Annotated in this window: 21 protein-coding genes; 2 read left to right on the forward strand and 19 right to left on the reverse strand. The window is 41.4% G+C overall.

The window, feature by feature from the left end; translation table 11 throughout:
* Positions 1 to 23: 23 nt before the first annotated feature.
* On the forward strand, positions 24 to 341 hold the full coding sequence (locus KBU52_RS05275) for a DUF960 domain-containing protein (protein ID WP_254724555.1): 318 nt from the start codon (positions 24 to 26) through the stop codon (positions 339 to 341).
* Between the two features lie 33 nt (positions 342 to 374).
* Here KBU52_RS05275 and KBU52_RS05280 read toward each other — a convergent pair whose 3' ends face one another.
* The 8 genes from KBU52_RS05280 to KBU52_RS05315 form a co-directional block, all read right to left on the reverse strand.
* A complete protein-coding gene (locus KBU52_RS05280; RefSeq protein ID WP_254724556.1) occupies positions 375 to 1,658 on the reverse strand; it encodes a DUF308 domain-containing protein in 1,284 nt (427 codons plus the stop codon).
* On the reverse strand, positions 1,642 to 2,472 hold the full coding sequence (gene folB / locus KBU52_RS05285) for a dihydroneopterin aldolase (protein WP_254724557.1): 831 nt from the start codon (positions 2,470 to 2,472) through the stop codon (positions 1,642 to 1,644). The genes KBU52_RS05280 and folB overlap by 17 nt, the downstream gene beginning before the upstream one ends.
* 38 nt (positions 2,473 to 2,510) lie before the next feature.
* Complete coding sequence (gene folE / locus KBU52_RS05290; protein ID WP_045614600.1) at positions 2,511 to 3,065, reverse strand: GTP cyclohydrolase I FolE; 555 nt, start codon at positions 3,063 to 3,065, stop codon at positions 2,511 to 2,513.
* A gap of 3 nt (positions 3,066 to 3,068) precedes the next feature.
* Positions 3,069 to 4,367: a folylpolyglutamate synthase/dihydrofolate synthase family protein gene (locus KBU52_RS05295; RefSeq protein WP_254724558.1), complete on the reverse strand. Its 1,299-nt coding sequence runs from the start codon at positions 4,365 to 4,367 to the stop codon at positions 3,069 to 3,071.
* Between the two features lies 1 nt (position 4,368).
* Entirely contained in the window at positions 4,369 to 5,313 is a 945-nt protein-coding gene (gene folP, locus KBU52_RS05300; protein ID WP_254724559.1) for a dihydropteroate synthase, read from the reverse strand.
* Positions 5,314 to 5,611: 298 nt separating this feature from the next.
* Positions 5,612 to 6,811 (reverse strand): phosphoglycerate kinase, encoded by a 1,200-nt coding sequence (gene pgk / locus KBU52_RS05305; protein WP_036751902.1) that lies wholly within the window; start codon positions 6,809 to 6,811, stop codon positions 5,612 to 5,614.
* A gap of 154 nt (positions 6,812 to 6,965) precedes the next feature.
* On the reverse strand, positions 6,966 to 7,502 hold the full coding sequence (locus KBU52_RS05310; protein WP_254724560.1) for a hypothetical protein: 537 nt from the start codon (positions 7,500 to 7,502) through the stop codon (positions 6,966 to 6,968).
* A gap of 242 nt (positions 7,503 to 7,744) precedes the next feature.
* On the reverse strand, positions 7,745 to 12,814 hold the full coding sequence (locus KBU52_RS05315; protein ID WP_254724561.1) for a G5 domain-containing protein: 5,070 nt from the start codon (positions 12,812 to 12,814) through the stop codon (positions 7,745 to 7,747).
* Positions 12,815 to 13,113: 299 nt separating this feature from the next.
* On the opposite strand from KBU52_RS05315, the gene KBU52_RS05320 reads away from it, so the two are divergent.
* The gene (locus KBU52_RS05320; protein WP_254724562.1) at positions 13,114 to 14,745 is read left to right on the forward strand and encodes a Na/Pi cotransporter family protein; all 1,632 of its coding nucleotides are present in this window, start codon (positions 13,114 to 13,116) and stop codon (positions 14,743 to 14,745) included.
* A 29-nt stretch (positions 14,746 to 14,774) separates the two neighbouring features.
* Here the strand turns inward: KBU52_RS05320 and KBU52_RS05325 are convergent, their stop codons facing one another.
* The 11 genes from KBU52_RS05325 to racE form a co-directional block, all read right to left on the reverse strand.
* Positions 14,775 to 15,071 (reverse strand): bacteriocin immunity protein, encoded by a 297-nt coding sequence (locus KBU52_RS05325; protein WP_254724563.1) that lies wholly within the window; start codon positions 15,069 to 15,071, stop codon positions 14,775 to 14,777.
* A gap of 24 nt (positions 15,072 to 15,095) precedes the next feature.
* Positions 15,096 to 16,160: a glutamyl aminopeptidase gene (pepA, locus tag KBU52_RS05330; protein ID WP_254724564.1), complete on the reverse strand. Its 1,065-nt coding sequence runs from the start codon at positions 16,158 to 16,160 to the stop codon at positions 15,096 to 15,098.
* A gap of 114 nt (positions 16,161 to 16,274) precedes the next feature.
* Positions 16,275 to 16,511, reverse strand: coding sequence for a membrane protein insertion efficiency factor YidD (gene yidD / locus KBU52_RS05335; protein ID WP_223333750.1), 237 nt, complete (start codon positions 16,509 to 16,511; stop codon positions 16,275 to 16,277).
* Positions 16,511 to 17,236, reverse strand: coding sequence for a pseudouridine synthase (locus tag KBU52_RS05340; protein WP_004251725.1), 726 nt, complete (start codon positions 17,234 to 17,236; stop codon positions 16,511 to 16,513). The genes yidD and KBU52_RS05340 overlap by 1 nt, the downstream gene beginning before the upstream one ends.
* The gene (gene scpB / locus KBU52_RS05345; RefSeq protein WP_254724565.1) at positions 17,223 to 17,792 is read right to left on the reverse strand and encodes an SMC-Scp complex subunit ScpB; all 570 of its coding nucleotides are present in this window, start codon (positions 17,790 to 17,792) and stop codon (positions 17,223 to 17,225) included. Before scpB ends, KBU52_RS05340 begins: the two co-directional genes overlap by 14 nt.
* Before the next feature lie 12 nt (positions 17,793 to 17,804).
* Positions 17,805 to 18,539, reverse strand: coding sequence for a segregation/condensation protein A (locus KBU52_RS05350; RefSeq protein WP_254724566.1), 735 nt, complete (start codon positions 18,537 to 18,539; stop codon positions 17,805 to 17,807).
* Positions 18,539 to 19,273 carry a site-specific tyrosine recombinase XerD gene (xerD, locus tag KBU52_RS05355; protein ID WP_006147858.1) on the reverse strand — a complete coding sequence of 245 codons (735 nt, stop codon included), beginning with the start codon at positions 19,271 to 19,273 and terminating at the stop codon, positions 18,539 to 18,541. Before xerD ends, KBU52_RS05350 begins: the two co-directional genes overlap by 1 nt.
* Positions 19,270 to 19,731, reverse strand: coding sequence for a cyclic-di-AMP-binding protein CbpB (cbpB, locus tag KBU52_RS05360; RefSeq protein ID WP_254724567.1), 462 nt, complete (start codon positions 19,729 to 19,731; stop codon positions 19,270 to 19,272). The genes xerD and cbpB overlap by 4 nt, the downstream gene beginning before the upstream one ends.
* On the reverse strand, positions 19,728 to 20,249 hold the full coding sequence (locus KBU52_RS05365; RefSeq protein ID WP_004251713.1) for a metallophosphoesterase: 522 nt from the start codon (positions 20,247 to 20,249) through the stop codon (positions 19,728 to 19,730). The genes cbpB and KBU52_RS05365 overlap by 4 nt, the downstream gene beginning before the upstream one ends.
* Positions 20,225 to 21,196: a nucleoside-triphosphate diphosphatase gene (locus tag KBU52_RS05370; RefSeq protein ID WP_254724568.1), complete on the reverse strand. Its 972-nt coding sequence runs from the start codon at positions 21,194 to 21,196 to the stop codon at positions 20,225 to 20,227. Before KBU52_RS05370 ends, KBU52_RS05365 begins: the two co-directional genes overlap by 25 nt.
* On the reverse strand, positions 21,193 to 21,987 hold the full coding sequence (gene racE, locus KBU52_RS05375; protein ID WP_254724569.1) for a glutamate racemase: 795 nt from the start codon (positions 21,985 to 21,987) through the stop codon (positions 21,193 to 21,195). The genes KBU52_RS05370 and racE overlap by 4 nt, the downstream gene beginning before the upstream one ends.
* Positions 21,988 to 22,117 lie beyond the last annotated feature (130 nt).

Consider the following 22,117-nt stretch of genomic DNA (forward strand, 5'->3'; position numbering starts at 1 on the left):
AAAAAATTAAGTAGGAGGCATGGATGGCTTTTACGGATTCTCATAGACGTTGTGCCAGCTTTGGTGTGGTAACAAATCTTCCAGACGATGTGATTGACTCAATTTGGTACATTATTGATCATTTCTTAAAGCATGTTTTTGAATTAGAAGATGAGTTGGAATTTCAGCTCTTAAACAGTGACGGCTCCATCACCTTCCGTTTTTCAAGTGAGCACCTACCGACTACGATTGACTTCGATTTTAATCATCCCTTTGACCCATTGTACCCACCGAAAGTACTTGTTATGGATATGGACGGTAAGGAAACCATCCTCCTACCTGAAGAAAATGACCTATTTTAAAAACTCTAGCCTTCTGACTAGAGTTTTCTTTTTTTAATAAATAGAACGACTAACCACGATACCACCTGGTTTTTTAAATTCTAAATCCAGATAATCCTGATAGGTTCCAGGAACGATAAACCCTTGCGGGCTCAGGATATCTGTCCCAGCTTCTCCAACGATAGAATCTGCTAACAGAACACAGTTGGTACTGAGGACAAAGTAGGTTTTAAATTTAGATGATGTGAACTTATAGAGTGTCGCATCAGCCTCGTGTTTCAGTTGATAAGAGTAGGTATGTTTGACCTCTCCTTCCCTTCTTTTCAGCAGTTGTGAACTTGGCTCCCAAGGTATCAAGAGGCTTTCTATCTCTCTCAATCGTTCTTCGATGGCTTTTTTCTGTTGTTCAGACAGGCTTAAACCATAGGCGAATAGGGTTTTCTGGCTTTCTCTCTTACAAAGTTCAATATATTTTTCACGATTAGCCTTAAATAATACTCCGTCACCGATTGCCCCAAACAAGCGCTCTGAGTGAGGGTCATAAGAACCGTAGGAAATAACCTGACCTTGGTAGCAAATATCTACATGGCCCATGGCCAAGAAGAAGGATGATTCTGAAGTATGGATGAAAATTTCTAAGTCAACAGATTTTTCATTTTTTCTCTCCAAATGCACTTCGTTTTCTTCCGTCTGATGGGTAGCTAAGGTTTCATTCCATCTTCGTAAGGTACTAATAGGAATTAAAGCCGTCACAAATATAGGCAGTGTCATTCTCATTCTGCGCTTGAGCTTTGGATTACTTCTCCCTTTTTCAAAAAAGAATCCATCCCTGACACTACTCGCTCCCAACATGATTAAGTAAAAACCAAGCAGGAGCAACTCAAAATTTGTTGCATCATGAAAAGGGGAGATACTATAGAGACCAAATCCCATCATCCACAAAGCATCGAATAAGTAATTGACCCTTGGGCGAATATGATTTTTCCGGTATAGCAACCAGGTAATCAGACTGATTAGGCCTGTAAAAAGCTGATAACTCCCAATGATAATAACCAAGAGATAGAGAGCGATGTCCTGCAAGATGACTGAATCAAATAGGATGACTGCAAGAAAGAGCTTGGCTAGAGTTACAAATATATTTTCTCTACGGGACTTTTCTTGAAACCATCGCGTCAATAGTTGCCAAACTGCCGACAAGAAAAAGTAGGCCATCAGGAGTTGGTAACCCAGTATCGGAACTAACTGCCCAAAACAAACTAAGAGAAGGCCTAAGACAATAGCTACAAGACCTTCCCCTATACTTTTCCATTTACTATAAGTTTCAGAAACCTTGCCCATTTTCTTTCTCCAATTGACGATATAAGTGACGAATCGGTTGTCCTAAGACTGGATGGATAAAATGAGGCGCAATTTCCTGCAGCGACTCTAAGACAAAGAGTCGCTCAGCAACATAAGGATGCGGTAAGATGAGGTCATCCGTATAAATAACTTGATCCTCTACAAAGAGCAAGTCCAAGTCAATCAAACGAGGTCCCCAATGCACTTCTCTAATCCGACCCATTTCTGCCTCAATGTCCAACAAGGTTTCTAACAAGATTGGAGCCGGCAGCCAAGTTTCTACTTCAACCACCTGATTGGCAAAACTATCTTGCTCGACACCACCCCAAGGCTCAGTTGTAATCACACTAGATTCTTTGAGAATACGAATCCCTCGAGTACGCATCTTGTCAAGAGCTAGTTCGATATTAGCCGTCTTATCCCCCATATTGCTACCTAGAGCAATAAAGGCTCTTTGTTTGCGGCGATGGATAGTTACTGAACAGGTATCTAGTGGTAGATGAATAGGCGCCCATGGTTTTTTGAGTTCCAGTTTAATGTCTTGAACTATTGGATAGGTTTCAAAAGTGCGCTCTACTAGTTTGTGGGCTACTGTTTCAATCAAGTCTTCAGTGGTTTCCTGAAACCAAGTCGTCCATTGCTGACAGAGCTCGCCATAATGGACAGAAGCTTCCAAATCCAAGTCCGTAGCAGCCTTGGTCATATCATAGGATAAGCTTGCATCAATGATAAATTTTTGGCCCAGTTCCTTCTCACTCGGGAAAAGACCATGATAGGCAAAAATCTCCAAATCCTTAATGCGCAATTGATCCATAACTAGTCCTTTCTAGAAAAAATCGTTTGAATCGATTTTTATAACCCCATGAGACGGTATGCTTGATCTCGAAGATCTTTGTCTGTCTCAAAAACTCCACGAGCTACTGTTGTCAAGGTTGCAGTTCCTGGTTTTCGAACACCACGCATGCTCATACACATATGCTCTGCTTCAATAACAACGAAAGCACCTTTGGCACCAAGATAGTCCATCAAAGCATCTGCCACTTCGATATTCAAGCGTTCTTGAATCTGTGGCTTTTTAGCATAAACTTCCACAGTACGAGCTAGCTTTGACAAACCTGCCACACGTCCGTCTGGAATGTAGGCGATATGAGCTTTCCCATAAAAGGGCAAGAAGTGATGCTCACACATGGTATGGAAAAAGATATCCTTTTCTACTACCATATTGTCATCAATAATTTCAAAGGATTTTGACAAATGCTCCTCCGCAGTTTGACCAAGTCCTGAAAAAATCTCCTGGTACATGCGAGCTACACGTGCAGGAGTTTCCTGCAAGCCTTCGCGGTTAACATCTTCACCGACCGCTTCGATAATCATTTTTACAGCCGTCTCAATTTTTTGTGTATCCATTTTCTAGTTTTTCCTCTCCATTAGATAGGCTCTCACCTGGCTCAAGAAATACAAGGAGCCCGTTACTATCCTAACTGTTTTTTTCTCTTCATTTTCTGTCATTTTTTGGTCTAGAAATTCCTGCCAACTTTGATAGTTGAGATTTCTAGAATAAGCTACTTTTTTTAGTACTTCTTCGTCTGTCGCTCGACCGTCATCAAAGTGAGTCAATGTCAGCTCAGTATCTGGCAAAGTTTCTAACAAGTCTAACATATCCTCCAAGGCCTTGGTTTTGATACATGTAAAAAGTATTTCCTTGTGATAATCAGCAAATCGTTCTTGCAATGTTTCTACCAAAGCCTTGACAGCATGGGGATTATGGGCCCCATCTAAAATCATTAAGGGTTCTCTACAAACAACTTCAAAGCGTCCTGGCCAACTTGTTTCTTCTAAGGCCTGAGCCAACAAGTCATTTTCTGGTAATTCTCGTCCACTCTCCTGGCAGTACCTATCTAGTAAAGCTAGTGCCATCCCAGCATTCTCTACCTGGTGCAAACCCAGCAATCCTGTTTGAAAGCGACCTTGTCTAATCGGACTTGTATAGTCAAAGACTTCTCCCGTCCCCACACTCCCTTGATGACTGACTTGATAATCTTCCCCATAAACAAGCCTAGGAGCCTCTTTCGCTTTCGCGATTTGGTTGATAACTGCTAAGGCTGCTGGGACAATATTTCCTGTTACCAAGGGAACTCCTTGTTTGATAATTCCAGCTTTCTGCTCCGCGATAGCTTCCAAGCTATCCCCTAGTAAAGCTACGTGATCCAGGCCAATGGTCGTAATACCTGTTAAGATAGGCTGACAAACATTGGTGCTATCCAAAAGTCCGCCCATACCTACTTCCATAATGGCCACATCGACTTGCTCAGAAGCAAAATAATCATAGGCTATAGCAGTGATAATCTCAAACTCTGTCGTTCCCTGCAAATCATGAGCATGTTCCCCCTCAAGTAGTGAGCGATAGTCTACCATCAAGGTCTCTAATCTTGCTTCTGGGATAGATTCCTCATTAATGGCAATCTGATCGGTATAATGAATCAGATAGGGTGAGCTAAAGACTCCAACTCTTAGCCCCATCTTTACCAACATGTTCTTCAAAAAGGCTATAGTAGATCCCTTACCATTGGTTCCTCCGATATGGATAACCTTGAGTTTCAGATGGGGATTGCCACGTAGGGCTAACAGCTTCACCATCCTTTCCAAACCAAAATGCGGTTGGTCTGTCCGATAGTTAGCTATCCACTGATTCGTTTCATTTTTATTCATCTTATTTATACTGTTTCAAGTTTAAATTTTCCGCATCATCTGCCAGACGAATAGCAGACGCGATCTCGACTGCCATCTTGTGGCTGGCTACATCGTGTACACGCACCACTTCTACACCCTGTCTAGCAGCGATACTGGTCACATGAGCTGAAGCAGTATCACGATTTCGGAAGCCTGCTTCAGTTTCTGGGTTTACTTCAAAACCATTTTCTTCCAGAATATTGATGACAAAGCGCTTGCGAGAGACTCCTAAAAAGATAGGATAGCCCATCTCGTGTAATTTATCAAGGTCACGTAGAAGTAGCAGATTTTCCTTTTTGGTCAATCCAAAGCCAATCCCAGGATCCAGCATGATATTTTCTTTCGAAATTCCTGATTTTTCCGCTCTTACTAGAGCACGGTCAAAGAAAGCTGTCATCAATTCTTCTACTGGTAGTTTTTCAAACTCATCTAGGTCTTCCTTTGTAAAAGGCTCTCCAAAGCCAAAATGAGGAAAGATAAGTGAACTAGGGTGCTGAGGGCGTGCCATGACTGGATTAAACATGATGACTACCTGAGCTCCAGCTTTAGCAACCACTTCCGCCATCTTCTCATCCCCCATAAGACCTGTAATGTCATTGACTATATGGGCCCCAGCCTTTAGAGCTGCTTCTGCAACTTGACTTTTCCAAGTGTCTACCGAAATCAGAACATCACTTTCTTGACGGATAGCCTTAATGACTGGAACCACACGTTGGATTTCCTCTTCAATCTCAACATAGCTACTTCCAGGTCGAGTAGACTCTCCACCAATATCTAAAATAGTGGCACCTTCAGCAATCAATTTTCGAGCTTGTTTTAAGGCTTCTTCAATAGCAAAAAATTGGCCCCCATCAGAGAAAGAATCTGGGGTGACATTGATAATACCGCAAATAGCTGTTTTTGTATGATTGTCTCTTTTTTCCACGATTATCACTCAAATTTCATTTAGATTGGTATTCCTCTATTTTACTGTTTTTTTTGGATTCTGTCCAATTATCCCTCGCTACTCTCAAACTTTAAAAGAGCGCAAAAAAAAAGTGTGGGACAGAAATCGGTAATTCGTTAGAATTCGATTTCGTCGTCCCACCTCCGCACAGTTGAGTAGGGTTGTAAAAACTAATGAAATCAGCGTAGTAGAGCCCACTCAACCACTGCGTCCTGCTCGAAAATCCAAAGACAATTGAGAGGCTAGGACTTTTGTCCCAGCCTCCTTTTTTATATTCTTATTTTTCAGTCAAAGCTGCAAGTCCTGGAAGAACTTTACCTTCAAGAAGTTCCATTGAAGCTCCACCACCAGTAGAGATCCAAGAGAACTTGTCTGCACGACCAAGGTTGATAGCTGCGGCAGCTGAGTCACCACCACCGATGATTGATTTAACGCCTGGTTGTTTCACGATAGCGTCCATTACACCGATTGTACCAGCTTGGAAGTCAGGGTTTTCAAATACACCCATTGGTCCGTTCCATACAACTGTTTTAGCACCAGTCAAAGCTTCGTCAAATTTAGCGATAGATTTAGGACCGATATCCAAACCAAGGAATCCTGGGTCTACTGCTTCACCTTCAGTGTCTTTAACTTCAGTGTAGTCAGCAAATGCGTTTGCTTCTTTTGAGTCAACTGGCAAGATCAATTTTCCGTTTGATTTTTCAAGAAGAGATTTCGCAACATCCAATTTGTCTTCTTCTACAAGTGAGTTACCGATTTCGATACCTTGAGCTTTATAGAATGTGTAAGTCATCCCACCACCGATAAGGACTTTATCAGCTTTTTCAAGCAAGTTTTCGATAACACCGATCTTGTCTGAAACTTTTGAACCACCAAGGATAGCCACGAATGGACGTTCTGGAGCTTCAACAGCTTCTTGGATGTAAGCAATTTCGTTTTCAAGAAGGAATCCAGCAACTGCTTTTTCAACGTTTGCTGAGATACCTACGTTAGATGCGTGTGCACGGTGAGCTGTACCGAATGCATCGTTTACGAAGATACCATCTCCAAGTGATGCCCAGTATTTACCAAGTTCAGGATCGTTTTTAGATTCTTTCTTGCCGTCAACATCTTCGTAACGAGTGTTTTCAACCAAGAGAACTTGTCCATCTTCAAGAGCGTTAATCGCTGCTTCCAATTCAGCACCACGAGTAACACCTGGAAGGAATGTAACTTCTTGACCCAATTTAGCAGCCAAGTCAGCAGCTACAGGAGCAAGTGATTTACCTTCTTTGTCTGCTTCTTCTTTCACACGTCCAAGGTGTGAGAAGAGGATTGCACGTCCACCTTGTTCAAGGATGTACTTGATAGTTGGAAGAGCTGCAGTGATACGGTTATCGTTAGTGATCACGCCATCTTTTACAGGTACGTTGAAGTCAACACGAACGAGAACTTTTTTCCCTTTCAAGTCAACGTCTTTAACAGTCAATTTTGCCATTAGATATGACTCCTTCTTTTTTTTTACGTGTTAATTATATCACAAAATCAATAAAAGAGATAGCAAAACCTTAAACTTTTCTTGCTCTCTATTCCATCTGGCAAAATTGACATTAACTTTGTTTATCAAACAAAACCTTTATCCATTTTCCTCTCTAATTAAACCTGTCTTGATACTTTTTATTAAATAACCACTGCAGATTGATGAGGGGTTTACTCTGTACATCAAGTATGGGTTTAAGGGTCTCTCTAATCTCTCCTTTTATCTTTGTTTCATCAATTGTTGCAAGATCAATTTTTTTATAATCTTTGTCGAGAGCCCACTCAAGCTCAAAATTCTTATTAAACTTATAGGACACATCGTTTTTATCACTGTAGTGATAACCTCCATCAAACTCACCAAAATTTGTAGGACAATCACTTGAATCGATAGAATTTTCGATAAAATTCGCTCCATCATCATCATAGCGAATACCCTCAATTTTCGGGGTATAAATCGAACCCATATTTTCAATCAACATGACTAAGTCGGGTTCTGTTCCCTCCTTATGAGGCATCCGTTGTGCATAATAGACTGAGTTAGATAGCAAATTAATCGTAGTAACAGCATACATACTCGCTCCTATAAATACTACTAAGCCAATGCTCACTACTACAATGATTACAGCAATTACTACTTTTAATAATTTCATCTTCTTTTTCCTTTCTTATTCCCAAACCAATTCTTGATGGAATTAACGATAAATAGCTTTTAAAACTCTACATACATAATCAATCTTCGAAGCAAAACATGCAGATATCTCACTACAACAATTCTTATGAAATAATAAAAATCTTAACATAAACATTCTAAGAATGCAAAAAGGCAGGAGCCAAAAATAGCTCTTGCCTTTTATTACTATTATCTTGTCAGACGGTAATTTAGAAGTTCAACTTAATCTTCTTTTTTCTTTTGAGCGAGTAGTCCAAAACCACCTAGGACTCCAACCAATCCAAGGGCAAGGAGATTTGCATCTACTCCTTCACCCGTACTTGGAAGTTGTTTTCCTTCAGGTTTTTCAGCTTGTGCTTCTGCTTTTGCTGGTTCCTGCTTAGCTGCTTGTGCTACTGGAGCAGGTGCAAGAGGTTTTTCATCTTGGACATCCACTTTTGGCCCAATCTCAACAATCTCAGTAACAGTTTCTTTGATAAGCTCTGTTCCCTTAAGACTGCGGTTGCCTTCAGTATCAACTTCTACAAGATTTCGACGAAGTCCTTCAACTCCTGCTTGAACCAAGTGGCGTTCTCCTGCTTTAAGACTAGGATTTACTCGTTCTTCATGGCCGTATGCAACCTTTTCTTCCTCAACCACTAATGCTGGATTGCTAATGGTCAAATCTTTGACTCCGTCTAGTGGTTGAACACGGCTTTCTACCTTGGTACCAACTTCAGTAATCTCAGCCACTGCTTCCTTGACTACTTCTGTCTCAAGAAGCGTGCGGTTGCCTTTGGCATCAACTTCAATCAGACGACGAGTCTGACCTTCTACACCTGCCTGAACGATTCTACGTTCTCCTGCTTGAAGGCTAGGATTTACTCGTTCTTCATGGGCGTATGCAACTTTTTCTTCTTCAACTACTAATGTTGGATTGCTGATAGTCAAATCTTTGACTCCGTCTAGCGGTTGAACACGACTTTCTACCTTGGTACCAACTTCAGTAATCTCAGCCACTGCTTCCTTGACTACTTCTGTCTCAAGAAGCGTGCGGTTGCCTTTAGCATCCACTTCAATCAGACGACGAGTTTGACCTTCTACACCTGCCTGAACGATTCTACGTTCACCCGCCAATAGGTCTCCTGACGGACGTTCTTGGCGTTCGAAGGCTTGAGTTTCTGTTTCAACCACTAGCTCAGGTAGAGTTTCAACTGTTGGAGCAGATTCCCCTTCTTCTAAGCTACCTACATGGTGGCTTTCTTCTGCAGGAGCTAGTTTCTTATTCAGCTTTTCTTTCATGTCCGCAAATGCTGCTGGAGTTGGCGTTTGTGAAGATAATAAAACTTCAGCTTGCGCAATCAACTCAGATTGAGGATCTTTTTTAAGAACGGATTCAAGCAAGCTTTCCAATTCTTCTCTAGCAGTTTGATAACGTTGATTTCCATCCAAGTCTGCACCAGCTTGTTTCAAGTCATTCAAGGCTTGGTTGACTGCTTCTTGACTAGCATCATGGTTTTCTAAGATGGCTTTTGCTGCATCAAGCTTCTCAACAAGAGCTGCTTGTTTTGCTGCATCCGCAAATGTATAAGCTAATGTTTCTTTGCGTCCTTGAGCAGATGTGATTTCTTGTTTCAGATATTCGTCGTTAATGGCTGCCTTAGGTGATACTAGAACATCAAATTCGACAGTTTGTCCTTGATAGTGCAACTCAAGTTTTTGACGGCCTGTCTTTTGAGGATCATAGCCTGTAATTTCGACTCCTTGGTCTGTAAAGCTATGTTCTGTCTCAGTTTCATCATCATACAAGACCTTGAAGCGTCCTTCTGATAAATCAAGAGCATCGCCTACAAAGTAATCAATCTTCGGTTGTTTACTAATATACAGGGCTGCGACTTCTTTTGGACCAGCTTCTTCACCAGTCACTTGAACCTTGAAGCTTCCTGCAACTGGAAGACCAAGATAGGTTACTGTTAACTCTTGTTCACCATGATGGTGAGCATCATAGCCGTTAACAACTACACCTGCATGACTGAGGTTGATGACTTCATCTGCTTCTTCTCCCTCATATTTGACACGGAGAAGACCACCTTTGAGATTCAATTCCTCGCCATCTTGGTAAGTCGTCTTTTTAGGTGTTGCTTCTAGACTGATAGCCTTAATCTTTCTTTCATCCTGAGGAATCGTTACAGCAAGAGTATTACTGATTTCTTTACCTGGCAATTGTGTACGATAGTAAAGAAGGCTTGGACGTTTTTCAAAGCTCAATGGTTCTGTTGCCAAATCTCCTCCAACTACTGTGTTTAAAGTAGCGATAGGAGTTTGTGAATCTGCCTTGTCATAGACTGTAATGGTTGCTCCAGCAGGAACTTCTGAGAATCCAAGTTGAATCTTATTGTCTGTCAGAACACGCGCTGCAACTTTAGCCATTGGAATGTTTTGGCTCTCCGTATCAAGAGTTTCATACATCTTCCAGTTGTAGATACGAATAGCTTTCCATGGTGTTCCATTGTCAGATGTAATAACGTGCAAACGCCAGTCTTGCGCTGTAATTGGGCTATCAAGGGTAATATCTGAAACATGGGCTCTATTGCCACGAACAGCCTTGGCTAGTTTCCATTCTCCAGCTTCATCCTTATAGTAGAGGTCAAAATCCTTAGTATTCATCAAACCATCGTTGACAGACTCTCCACCAGCTCCTGCGTGGTCCATGACCCATCTAACAACACGGCGTGGTTGGGTCAAACGAATATCAACGCTACCACTCAACTGAGCAGAAGACCATTTATCAGATAAGCTAGTGATAGTTCCATTCAACATACCTTCGATACCTTCGCCGCCTTCTGTGTCTGGGAAGGTACTTCCGATAACAGTCGCTCCTGGAACGATATTTTCTGCTAATGGTCTTGGAAGACTTGTGTCTTGGACAGTCATCCCCCACTCAAAGTTTGTAGTTGCTGCTTCAGAACGAAGGCCATTCTTCCCAACTGCGACAACCTTCAACTCCTGACTAGTACCAGTTGCACTAGCTGAACGGCTAACTTTTGGTAGGTAGATCGTAGTTGCAGATGAACCTGTCAGTAGGCGCCAAGCATCGCCATCCTTCTCATAAACTTCATAGAAATCAGCATCTTTATTTCCAGTAAATTGGACAATGGCTTCTGCTTCTTGGGCATTTTTAAGGGATTGTTTAGCTACTTTGAGAGCTGTTGGTGCTTGAGGAGCCTCTTGATTATCTGTTACAGTCAACTCACCCAAGTTAAATTGATAGCCCTTAAGGGCAGCAGTATTTTCAAAAGTGAGCTTGATACCGTAAATAGTCTGACCTGCCAAGGCACTCAAGTCAAATTCGTCTTTTGTCCAATCGTCAGTTAGAGTCAGCTCTTTACGAGCATTCTCTCCGCCATAAGTATAGTTTTCCTGAGTCGCAAACTCTACATAGACCTTGCTTCCCTTACCACCTTTATGGGCGACACGAAGTTTCGTTTTATCTGTTACTTCCAGTTTTGTAGAGTAAAGGCGAACATCTTGATTTGTATTTTCAGCTAAATCACCCGCAAACTTAAGTGAGTTTCCACCATTGTAAGCATCTTCAAAATCATAGTCAGCTTGGAGTTTAGCTCCTGATGAAGTTTGCCACCAGCGCCATGTAGGCAAGATACCTGATACAGAACGATAGTTCCATTCAGAATCCTTGGAAACTTTGCCGTCTACAAACCATTTTTTACCATGTCCTGTGTTAAAGGATGTTGTAAAGGTACGTCCCACTGCTGGTGTACGGTCAGCTACAAGGTTGGCTATCCCGTACCAGTCCTTGTCCTCTGGTTTTTGCCCAGTTGGATCTCCTTGGTAACCTGTAAAGAAGATGTTTTCATTCTTGTGATAGTCTTCTCCTGTCTTACCAAGACTAGTAATTGTATCTGGAGCAAAGAGTCCAAGTGATAAGCGGAGCTTGCCATTTTCATCAAAAAGGGCATCCCATTTCACTTTTGTCTTGTAAGAACCACCTTGTTGCAATTCCAAACCTGCAAAGACATCGTACTGACTACGTCCAAGCCATTTGGCCATAGTTACAGAGTAGTCATTTTTCTCTTTGGTCCAGTTAAAGTTGGCAAAGAAGTGATCCGCAGGAACCTTGTCTCCCTCTTTTTCCATGAATTGGTAATTGTATTCACCCAAACCATCTTCATGATAACGACCATATTCATAGGTCATGGCATCATACCAAGAATATTTGACTGGATGATTGACTTGGGCTGCATATTCCTTGGTATAGAGCATGAAGTCACGCATTTTCTTACCAAGAGGCGTTACGATATCACCCGTAGTTTCTTGGTTGATAAAGTAGCCATCAAATCCATAATATTTAGCCAAATCAACTAACTTACGAGCGATAGGGAAAGTTCCGTCTTCGTCTTGTTTAAGGGCTTCAGCAAATTTTTCTTGGTCTGCAATACTATTAGACCAGTTGAAGAAGAGTGTACCCAATACAGGGACACCATTACGGTGACCAGCATCAATCACGTCCGGAGTTGGAACGAGTCCTTCCCAGAAGACCATTGAATTCAAGTATTGCCAGTAGTCAAAAGCATAGGCTTTAAACTCTTCACCACCTACAGAAGCGTGATCTTTGGCCTTAGAGTTGGTATTGGCAAGAGCTTCAACCTTGGCGTCCTTATTGGCTTTTTCGTTGACTACATGCCCACGGTAACGTTTAACCAATTCAACTGAAGAACGATTAATAGCGTCGTCTTCACGGGCACCCGGTTCCCATTTCAACAAATCTTCCCAAGTGTCAAATTTAATTTCTTTTGGTCGAAGACTTTTTTCTTCTTTCTTAGGAACATCTGAAACAGTTGCTTTCTCTTCAGCCTTATTTTCTGTAGCCACAGGTGCTTCTTTAGCCTTATTTTCTGTAGCTACAGGTGCTTCTTCAGCCTTATTTTCTGCAGCTACAGGTGCTGCTTCAGCCTTAGGCGCTTCAGCAACCGGACTAGCTACTTCCTTATCAGCTGCAGTCAATTGGTCCAAGGTTGGTTTTTCTTCTGAAATAGGTTGTTCACTAACCTTGTTTTCTGTCTCTTCCAACTGCTTTAATACCTCAGGTGAAGCTGTAGTTGGTTGATCTGATGTGGCAGGCGATGCTTGCTCTGTAGCCACAGCAGTAGTCCTTGTTTCATTCGCTGGGATTGCAACTTCTTCTGCTAGAGCTTGGTTGGCAAATAAAACCGAACCAATCATCAAAGAGCAGGCACCCACTGATAATTTTCGAATACTATAGCGGCAACGTTTCTCAAAAAATGGATTCTTCATTTTTTCTCCTTTCACTTCCAAAAAAGTAAGCGCTTTATTTTTGTTTTAAAAAAGTAACTGCCCTTAAAATAGCAGAACTGTTCATTTTTATTTTACGATATTTATAAGTAGAGTCAACAGTCATCCTAAAATATCTATAAAGGGGTGAATAAATGATATAAATTAGACAATCAATTACCTTTTTTTACATTTTCATGATATTTTTCTAAAAAAATGTGTTTACTACTTGTTAGATTGCTTAGAATCCTTTAAAATAGAATGGGAGAAATTCCGCGATTAGTTTTCGGAGGGAAAATAAAATGTCCATTAATTGGCAGGAAATTGCATTTCACTTTTTAGGTGGCCTGGGACTATTCTTATATAGTATCAAAACCATGGGGGACGGTTTGCAACAAGCAGCTGGAGATCGTCTTCGATATTACATTGACAAATATACTAGCAATCCTTTCTTTGGAATTTTAGTTGGAATTGGGATGACTGCCCTGATTCAATCGAGTTCAGGTGTTACGGTTATTACAGTTGGTCTGGTTAGCGCTGGACTATTGACTTTACGTCAGGCTATTGGGATTGTTATGGGAGCCAATATTGGAACAACCGTCACATCCTTTATCATTGGTTTTAAATTGGGAGACTACGCATTACCTATGCTCTTTCTCGGAGCAGTCTGTCTCTTCTTCACAAAAAATAGAACTATCAATAACATCGGACGAATTGTCTTTGGTGTCGGTGGTATCTTCTTTGCCCTCAATCTTATGAGTGGCGCTATGGAACCCCTTAAAGATTTACAAGTCTTTAAAGACTACATGGTAGAACTTAGTAAAAATCCAATCTTGGGTGTTCTTGTCGGAACAGGTTTAACCCTTCTGATTCAAGCCTCCTCAGCGACCATCGGGATTCTACAAAATCTCTACGCTAGCAATCTGATTGACCTTCAGGGTGCCCTACCAGTTCTCTTTGGAGATAACATCGGAACTACTATCACTGCTATTATCGCTTCTTTGGGTGCTAATATTGCAGCCAAACGTGTGGCGGCAGCCCATGTGGCCTTTAACGTTATCGGGACTGTTATCTGTATTATCTTCCTCGTTCCATTTACAGGCTTAATCCAATGGTTTGAGAGCTTCTTAAATCTAGCTCCAGAAATGACCATTGCCTTCGCCCACGGAACCTTCAACATTACCAATACAATCATTCAGTTTCCATTCATCGGAGCTCTTGCCTTCTTGGTAACCAAACTTATCCCTGGAGAAGACGAAGTTGTCAAATACGAGCCACTTTACCTTGATGAGCAACTGATCAAACAAGCTCCATCTATCGCTCTTGGAAATGCTAAAAAAGAACTTCTACACTTGGGTAATTATGCTGCGAAAGCCTTTGACCTCTCTTACGACTATATCATCAATTCTAATGAAAAAGTTGCAGAAAAGGGACATAAGACTGAAGAAGCTATCAATACCATTGATGAAAAATTGACTCGTTACCTCATTAGTTTATCTGGTGAAGCTTTGAGCCAAAAAGAGAGTGAAGTCTTAACAAATATCCTTGACTCTTCACGAGACTTGGAACGTATCGGAGACCACGCTGAAGCTCTTATCAATCTCAACGATTACTTGCAACGTAAAAATGTTCAATTCTCTGAGGCTGCCTTAGAAGAACTAGCAGAGATTTATCTTAAAACTAGTGATTTCGTCAAAGATGCTCTTGAGAGTGTGGAAAATAACGACCTCGAGAAAGCTCAAGCTCTTGTCGAGCGACACGAAGACATCAACAACATGGAACGTGTCCTTCGTAAGACTCACATCAAACGTCTAAATAACGGTGAATGTTCTCCTCAAGCAGGTGTCAACTTTATCGATATTATTTCACACTACACTCGTGTATCAGACCACGCTATGAACCTTGCTGAAAAGGTTTTGGCAGAACAAATTTAAAACGAAAAAAATGCTTTGATTCTTTCGAATCAAAGCATTTTAAATAGCTCTCCAATCATAAAGGAAGATGCAGCTGCGCCCTTGTACCTAGCTTCTTCCTTTTGGATAAAGCGGGCCAGATTGACTAACTCTGGCGAAGGTGTTCTAGGATTCTTGAGTAGTTCAAGTGTGACTAGCCCTGAAAGTCGGACTGCAAGCAAGCGCTCATTGGTGCTGGGCAATTGCTTAGCAGTCTCTAGGAGCGCAGCCACTAAATCCTCACTCAGGTTTTGACGGGCATGATTGTAAAGATCCCGTATCAAGGTTTCTAGGTTTGGTTCTTCCATCCCTATTACCTCCATCATTTCTGTTTAATAATTTTTGATTAAATCTACTGTAGAACGATCCAATTTTTTAACCAAAGCTTGTAAGAAAGCTTGAGCTTCAAGGAAATCGTCCATTGCATAAAGGGTTTGGTGAGAGTGGATATAACGGGCACAAACACCGATTGTTGTTGATGGGACACCACCATTTTTCAGATGAGCTGCACCTGCGTCAGTTCCACCTTTTCCACAATAGTATTGGTACTTGATACCAGCTTCTTCAGCTGTCGTCAAAAGGAAATCCTTCATACCTGGGAGAAGCAAGTGACCTGGATCGTAGAAACGAATCAAGGTTCCATCGCCAATCTTACCTTGACCACCATAAACATCACCAGCTGGCGAGCAATCCACAGCAAGGAATACTTCTGGATCAAATTTAGTTGTTGAGGTATGAGCACCACGAAGTCCGACTTCCTCTTGGACGTTAGCCCCAAGATAAAGTTCATTTCCTAGTTTTTGGCCTGACAAGTTTTCTGCCAACTCACTAACCATGAGAACTCCGTAGCGGTTGTCCCATGCTTTTGAGATGATATTTTTTGAGTTAGCTGTTAGGATTGCACTACTATCTGGAACAATGGTATCTCCTGGGCGGATACCATAACTTTCAGCCTCAGCCTTATCCGCAAAACCACCATCAAAGACGATATCTGAAATAGCTGGCATGGTTGGTCCGCCTGTTCCACGAGTCAAATGTGGAGGTACTGAACCTGAGATAACTGGAATTTCACGTCCTTGGCGCGTAAAGAGTTTAAATCGTTGGCTGCTGACAACCATCGGGTTCCAACCACCGATTTCAACTACTCGGAAGGTTCCATCTGGTTTGATTTCACTTACCATAAAACCAACTTCATCCATGTGAGATGCTACCAAAACACGAGGTGCATCGACTGCTTCTGAGTGTTTGATACCAAAAATACCACCTAGGCCATCTGTTACTACTTCATCCACGTGAGGAGTTATTTTCTCACGAAGATAAGCGCGTACAGGTGCTTCATGACCTGAGATAGCAGAAAGTTCTGTTACTTCTTTGATTTTAGAAAATAATGTTGTCATTTCTATCCCTTCTTTCTTTCAACCATTTTACCACTTTTTATAGGAGAAGGGTAGTGAAAATCATCAATCTATAGATCTATCTACACCAAAAAAGAATCACGACTGTGATTCTTTTTATTTTGAATTTCTCTTTAAAGAAAAGTGATCTGGTACGGGGTCCTTACCTATTTCAGACCAAGGATGACATCGTAAAATCCGTGCCAACCCCATCAGAACCCCCTTAAGTCCATGCTTTTCAATAGCCTGAATCATGTAGTTTGAACAAGTAGGCTCAAATCTACAAGAAGGTGGGAATGCTGGGGATATAAAGCGTTGGTAAAAGCGCACAGGCGCAATTAAAATTCGTTTCATTATTTATTAGTTGTTACAGCCATGGTATGTAGTTGGCTGATTTCTTTTTTGTTAAGACGACGGGATTCTCCTGGACGGAGACCTGTCAAGTCTAGGTGCCCAAAACGTGTCCGTGATAACTTATCCACTTGGAGGCCCACAGCTTCAAACATCTTTTTAACCTGGTGGTTACGTCCTTCATGAATGGTCAACTGCACCACGGAACGATTCTTGACTGGGTCTACTTTAAGAATCTCATAAACCGCTGGCTTGGTTTTCTTACCATCAATCTCAAGACCACGAGTTAAGGGGCGGAGGTTTTCCTTGTTAGCAATCCCTTTTACACGCGCCACGTAGACCTTGTCGATTTCATTACGTGGGTGAATCATCTCATCGGTAAAGTCACCATCATTGGTCAAAATCAAGACACCTGATGTATCCCAGTCCAAACGACCTACAGGGTAGATACGCTCTTTCACATTCGGCAAAAGATCGACAACCGTCTTACGTCCCTTATCATCTGTTACACTGGAAATCACACCGCGTGGTTTATTGAGCAGATAGTAGACCTTTTCTTCGTTATAGATTGGTTGTCCTTCAACTTCAACCTTGTCGCCTGACTTGATAGTCGTTGCTAATTCACGCACCACTTGTCCGTTAACCGTCACCAATCCTTGCTTGATCAACTCTTCTGCTTTTCTCCTACTGGCCACACCTGCGTGGGCAATATACTTATTGATTCTCATCTTCTTCTATCCTTTCACCAAATAATTGGCTTTCTTGTGCTTGAATTTCAAGCTCATCAATCACAGGCAATTCTTCCAAATGGTTAATACCCATGTAATCTAGAAAATAATCCGTAGTTACATAAAGATTAGGGCGACCAAGAACTTCTTTCTTTCCATCTTCTCGTATCAAATCGAAGGCCTGTAACTTAGCTAAGGCCCCACTCGAATTAACCCCACGAATAGCATCGATTTCTATACGTGTGATAGGTTGCTTATAAGCAATGATGGACAAGGTTTCAAGCGCAGCCCGAGATAGACTCTGGTTGATTGGCGCCTTAGAATATTCTTTTAAAATATCAGCAAATTGAGGCTTGGTTACCAATTTGTAGGCACCTCCTGTCTCAATCAGGGTCAAACTAGAATCCTGGTCTTTTTCATACTTTTTGGCTAATTTTTCTAAGCTTTGCTGAATTCCTGTTGGTGGTAACGATAAGAGTTCTGCTAACTGACGAGCCCTAATCCCATCTTCACCTGACACAAACAGGAGCGCTTCTATTTTTGCTAAAGTACTCATACTTCCTCTCTATCAAGCCTGACTTTGCTCTACTTGATTTTCCTCATTCTTTTTCATGAGATAGATATCTCCAAAACTCTCTTTTTGAATCAAGAGAATTTCTTGGGTTTTAATCAACTCCAAGGTTGCTAAAAAAAGTGTAATGACCTCTTGTAAATCCTTGGTTTCTTTAAACAAATCCTGCAGACATAGTTGTTGCCCTTCTACCAAGGCTTCCCGAACGATGACCATCATATCCTCAATCTTATACTCATCTCGTAAAATGGTTGTATGGTTTTTCGAGAATTCTTCCTTTTTCTTGGTCAATAAAGTTGAAAAGGCTAAGAAAAGATCGATCGTGGTCTTATCATGCACGAGTTCTGCATCTTCGTAAATTAACTCTGTCGGTGCTTTTGAGTAATATTGAGCTCGTTCTTGGTGTTTCACTTCCAACTGCTCTCCCAAAAGTTTAAACTTGCGGTATTCTTCAATCTGAGAAAGAAGATCCTGCTCTAGGTCATCCTCTAAATCAGACACTTCCGCAACCTTTGGCAAGAGCTTACGACTTTTGATCAGCATCAGTTGGCTAGCCATCACCATATATTCACCTGCTACTTCTAAACGCATGGCTTGTAAGGTTGATATGTAGGCTAGATACTGCTCAATAACTTCTGTAATCGGTACATCATAGATATCCATCTGATACTTTGAAACCAAGTGTAAGAGCAAGTCCAAAGGCCCTTCAAAATCTTTTAATTTAATATCCATTATCTATATTTTTCTAAGGTCATAACTGTTTTTAATCCCAATTTTTTGGCGATTTCGTACAAGTCAACCTTCTCTTCAATTTGTCTCAGTATAAACTGTTCCCTTAACCCTTGAGCCGATAAATCTGCAAAGCCTTTTTCCTTTAGAAAGGCTTCTAACTGACGAAAGGCCCACTGACGAGAGTATGGCTTACCAGTTTTTTCAAAGAGGTAGGTCTGTCCCATCAAGGGTTCTAACTCTGCAAGTAATTTTGTGGGAAGACTCAAGATTCTTTGTTGAGAGGCTTTATTGATTCTCAACACTTGAAAATCTAGATTCACATCACTTATTTTTATGGCTAGAATTTCACTAGGCAAGAGGCCCAATTCAACTATCAATAAGGCTATTAAACGCCCTTCTGGATAGGTACTTTCTTGCCAGAAAGAACTCAAGTCTAAAAGCTCTGACTTAACTTGTTTTTTCTCAGCCTGTTTCGGCAATTCTAAACGATAAAAGGTGCCAATCTTTCCTTTCTGATATAAAAAGTAAAGAAATTGATTGCAAGCAGAAACTTTACGCTTTTGGGCACTAATTTTAAAATTTGATAGTTGAGCTTGGTAGATTTTTAAACTTGTCTCAGAAATTCGTCCTCCAATAAGATCTAAAAACTGCTCCAAGTCATATTTATAAGACTGTTTAGAATTACTAGATAGATTTTGCTTTTCTTCTAAAAATGTTAAAATCCATTCTCTCATTTGCTTTGAATCTCATATTCCTTACTAAAGTCATGCAGGAGGGCATTGACAGCCTTGAGGATTGACTTCCGCGTGATAATCCCTTGGAAAATACCATCCTTATCAACGACTGGCAGGAAAGACTCATCCACTAGCTTGTGCAATACATCCGTCAATGTATAGTCTGGATTAACTACCGCGACATCCTTCTTTGTCATGTGAACAATATCCATATCCGCCATGATTTCCTGACTCAAACCCTGCTCCATTTGGTATGCAAAAATATCTCTAAGCCCTATGGTCCCAACAAATTTTTTCTCAGCAGTCACTACTGGAACTCGTGTAAAAGTCATCTGGCTAAGGAGGAGAATTGCATGATCTGCATTGTGAGTATCAATGAGCACAGCCAAATTTTCAGCAGAAGTCAAAAAGGTTTCCTCTTGCTCCAGCAAAAAGAGTTCAAATTCTTTGGCAATCATCGAGCAAACTCCTTGGATAAGCCAGGATAAACCTCATGATTACGTGTCAAAAAGTCCACTTTGAAATAGCTGTCATCAATTTCCACACGAGCGTAGAGACATTCTCTGATGGTTCCACGTGGTTGACTGATAGAACCTGGATTTAGAAAGAGTGTCTTCCCTTCCATCCAAGCATTTGGCACATGCAAGTGACCATAGAGACAAATATCAGCATCTTCCTCTTGAGCCCAGAAATCTAGTTTTTGGAAATTGAAGTTAATGTCAAATAAGTGTCCGTGAGTCTGGATAATCTTGGTAGGACCCAGTTGAGTCACTAAGCGTTCTGGATAATCTGAATAGAAATCCATATTTCCTCTAACTACCTGAATCCCTTCCCAGAGTGGTGAATCTGGGCGAAGCTCCGAGTCACCATCATGAAAAATGGCATCAACTTTCCCAAGATAGCGATCACGTATTTCTTCTACAATCAAGCTATCTCCATGGGAGTCGCTCATTACAATGATGGTTTGCTTTGCCATGATGGAAATACCTCCAAAAGTTTCTTAACGGCTAAGGCACGGTGAGATTGACTATTTTTTTCTTCAAGGGTTAATTCAGCTGATGACTTGCCTGTTTCTCCTACTAGGAAAAGAGGATCATAGCCAAAACCATTTTCACCCTTAGGTTCAAAGTTAATGTAGCCTGGCCAATCAGCTTCGACCACCAAGCTTTCCTTACCTGGGCTAGCCACAACCAAAGTGGTGTGGAATTGTGCCGAACGGTCCTTGAGTTCAAAGACCATGGCTAATTCGTGCAAGAGTTTAGCATTGTTTTCCTGGTCAGTGGCTCCCACTCCTGCAAATCGAGCTGACCAAACGCCTGGCAATCCACCGAGGACATCGACTTTAAGACCAGAATCATCTGCTAGAACCATCTTTCCTGTCAATTTGGAGATGGTTTCAGCCTTAAGGCGAGCATTTTCTTCAAAGGTCATACCAGTTTCAGCAACTTCAGGCAGTTCTGGGTAATCATTGAGATTCTCCACATCATATCCAAGTTTATCAAAGATAGCACGAAATTCCTTGGTCTTCCCTTCATTACGAGTCGCTATCAACAAGGTTTCTCTGACTTTGCTAGTTTCAAAGAAGGCTTCCACATCGACTCCTTCTTTAGGTAATTCCACATGCAAGAGTTGTCCATTTTCAACTAAGAGCAAGGCACCTTGGCGTTGAATGACTTCCAAATTTCGACCGGCTTCTGCATTTAAAATCTCAACGATAAAAGAGAGTAAACGGAAGTTGGAAGACCAGCGCATTACCGTAATCGTGATTGGAAAACCATTTTCCTCATCACGGAAAATGCGAGCCAAATCCATAAAATCGAGATCAAGAGGATCTTTTATGAGGCTATAGATTCCACCGTAGACGTCCCAGACACCTATATACCAGTCCTGGTCATCCTTGTATTCATAAATTTTGTTTGTCATAATGTTACATGCTCCACATGAATCTCTTTTTCTAGCCATTCCTCTCCAATCTGAGCAAAACTATGGCTATTTGCAGTCGTATAAAAACGGTGTTGTAGAGGCCCTGCATCGCGGCCACGATTAATCTCGAAATAATTGAGTAAGACAGAAATATCCCGTACACACTCCGCTCCACTATCGATTAGTTGGACCTTAGGCCCCATTACATTTTGGATAATGGGTCTGAGAAGCGGATAATGGGTACAACCCAAAATCAAGCTATCCACTTTTCCAACCAAGGGACGTAGGGTTTCATAGACCACTTTCTTGGTAACGCTCGTTGAAAGTGCTCCTGACTCAACCAAAGGAGCGAATTTAGGGCAAGCCAAACTTTCAACTTGCAAATTTGGATCTAGGTCATGAATTTTTTGACGATAGATATCTGATTGTACTGTCATCGGTGTTCCAATCACACCGATTCTCCCACCCTGACTTGCTTTGATAGCAGCTGAAGCGCCCGGTAAAATGACACCGAGGACAGGGATATCCAACCTAGCTTTGACTTCTTCCCAAACAACTGCTGTTGCAGTATTGCAGGCGATGACAATCATCTTGACATCCTTAGTCAAAAGAAAGTTGACCAACTGCCAAGTATATTCACGAATTTGCTCAGCAGGACGAGGCCCGTAAGGTGCCCGTGCCGAATCTCCAATATAGACGATTTCTTCATGGGGAAGCTGGCGCATGAGCTCACGTACAACGGTCAAGCCTCCAACGCCCGAATCCAAAAAACCAATTGGTCGATTATCCATACAGTCTTCTTTCTAGTCTTATTTTTCTGATTGATAGTTCATTATCATTACATTTCTCGCTGAAATTTCTGACAGACTGGTAAACTCCAGACTATCTCCCTCTTAATCATAATCAAATATCAATAGAATG

It is taken from the genome of Streptococcus sp. 9.1(2021) (assembly GCF_030466425.1).
GTDB lineage: Bacteria > Bacillota > Bacilli > Lactobacillales > Streptococcaceae > Streptococcus > Streptococcus wuxiensis.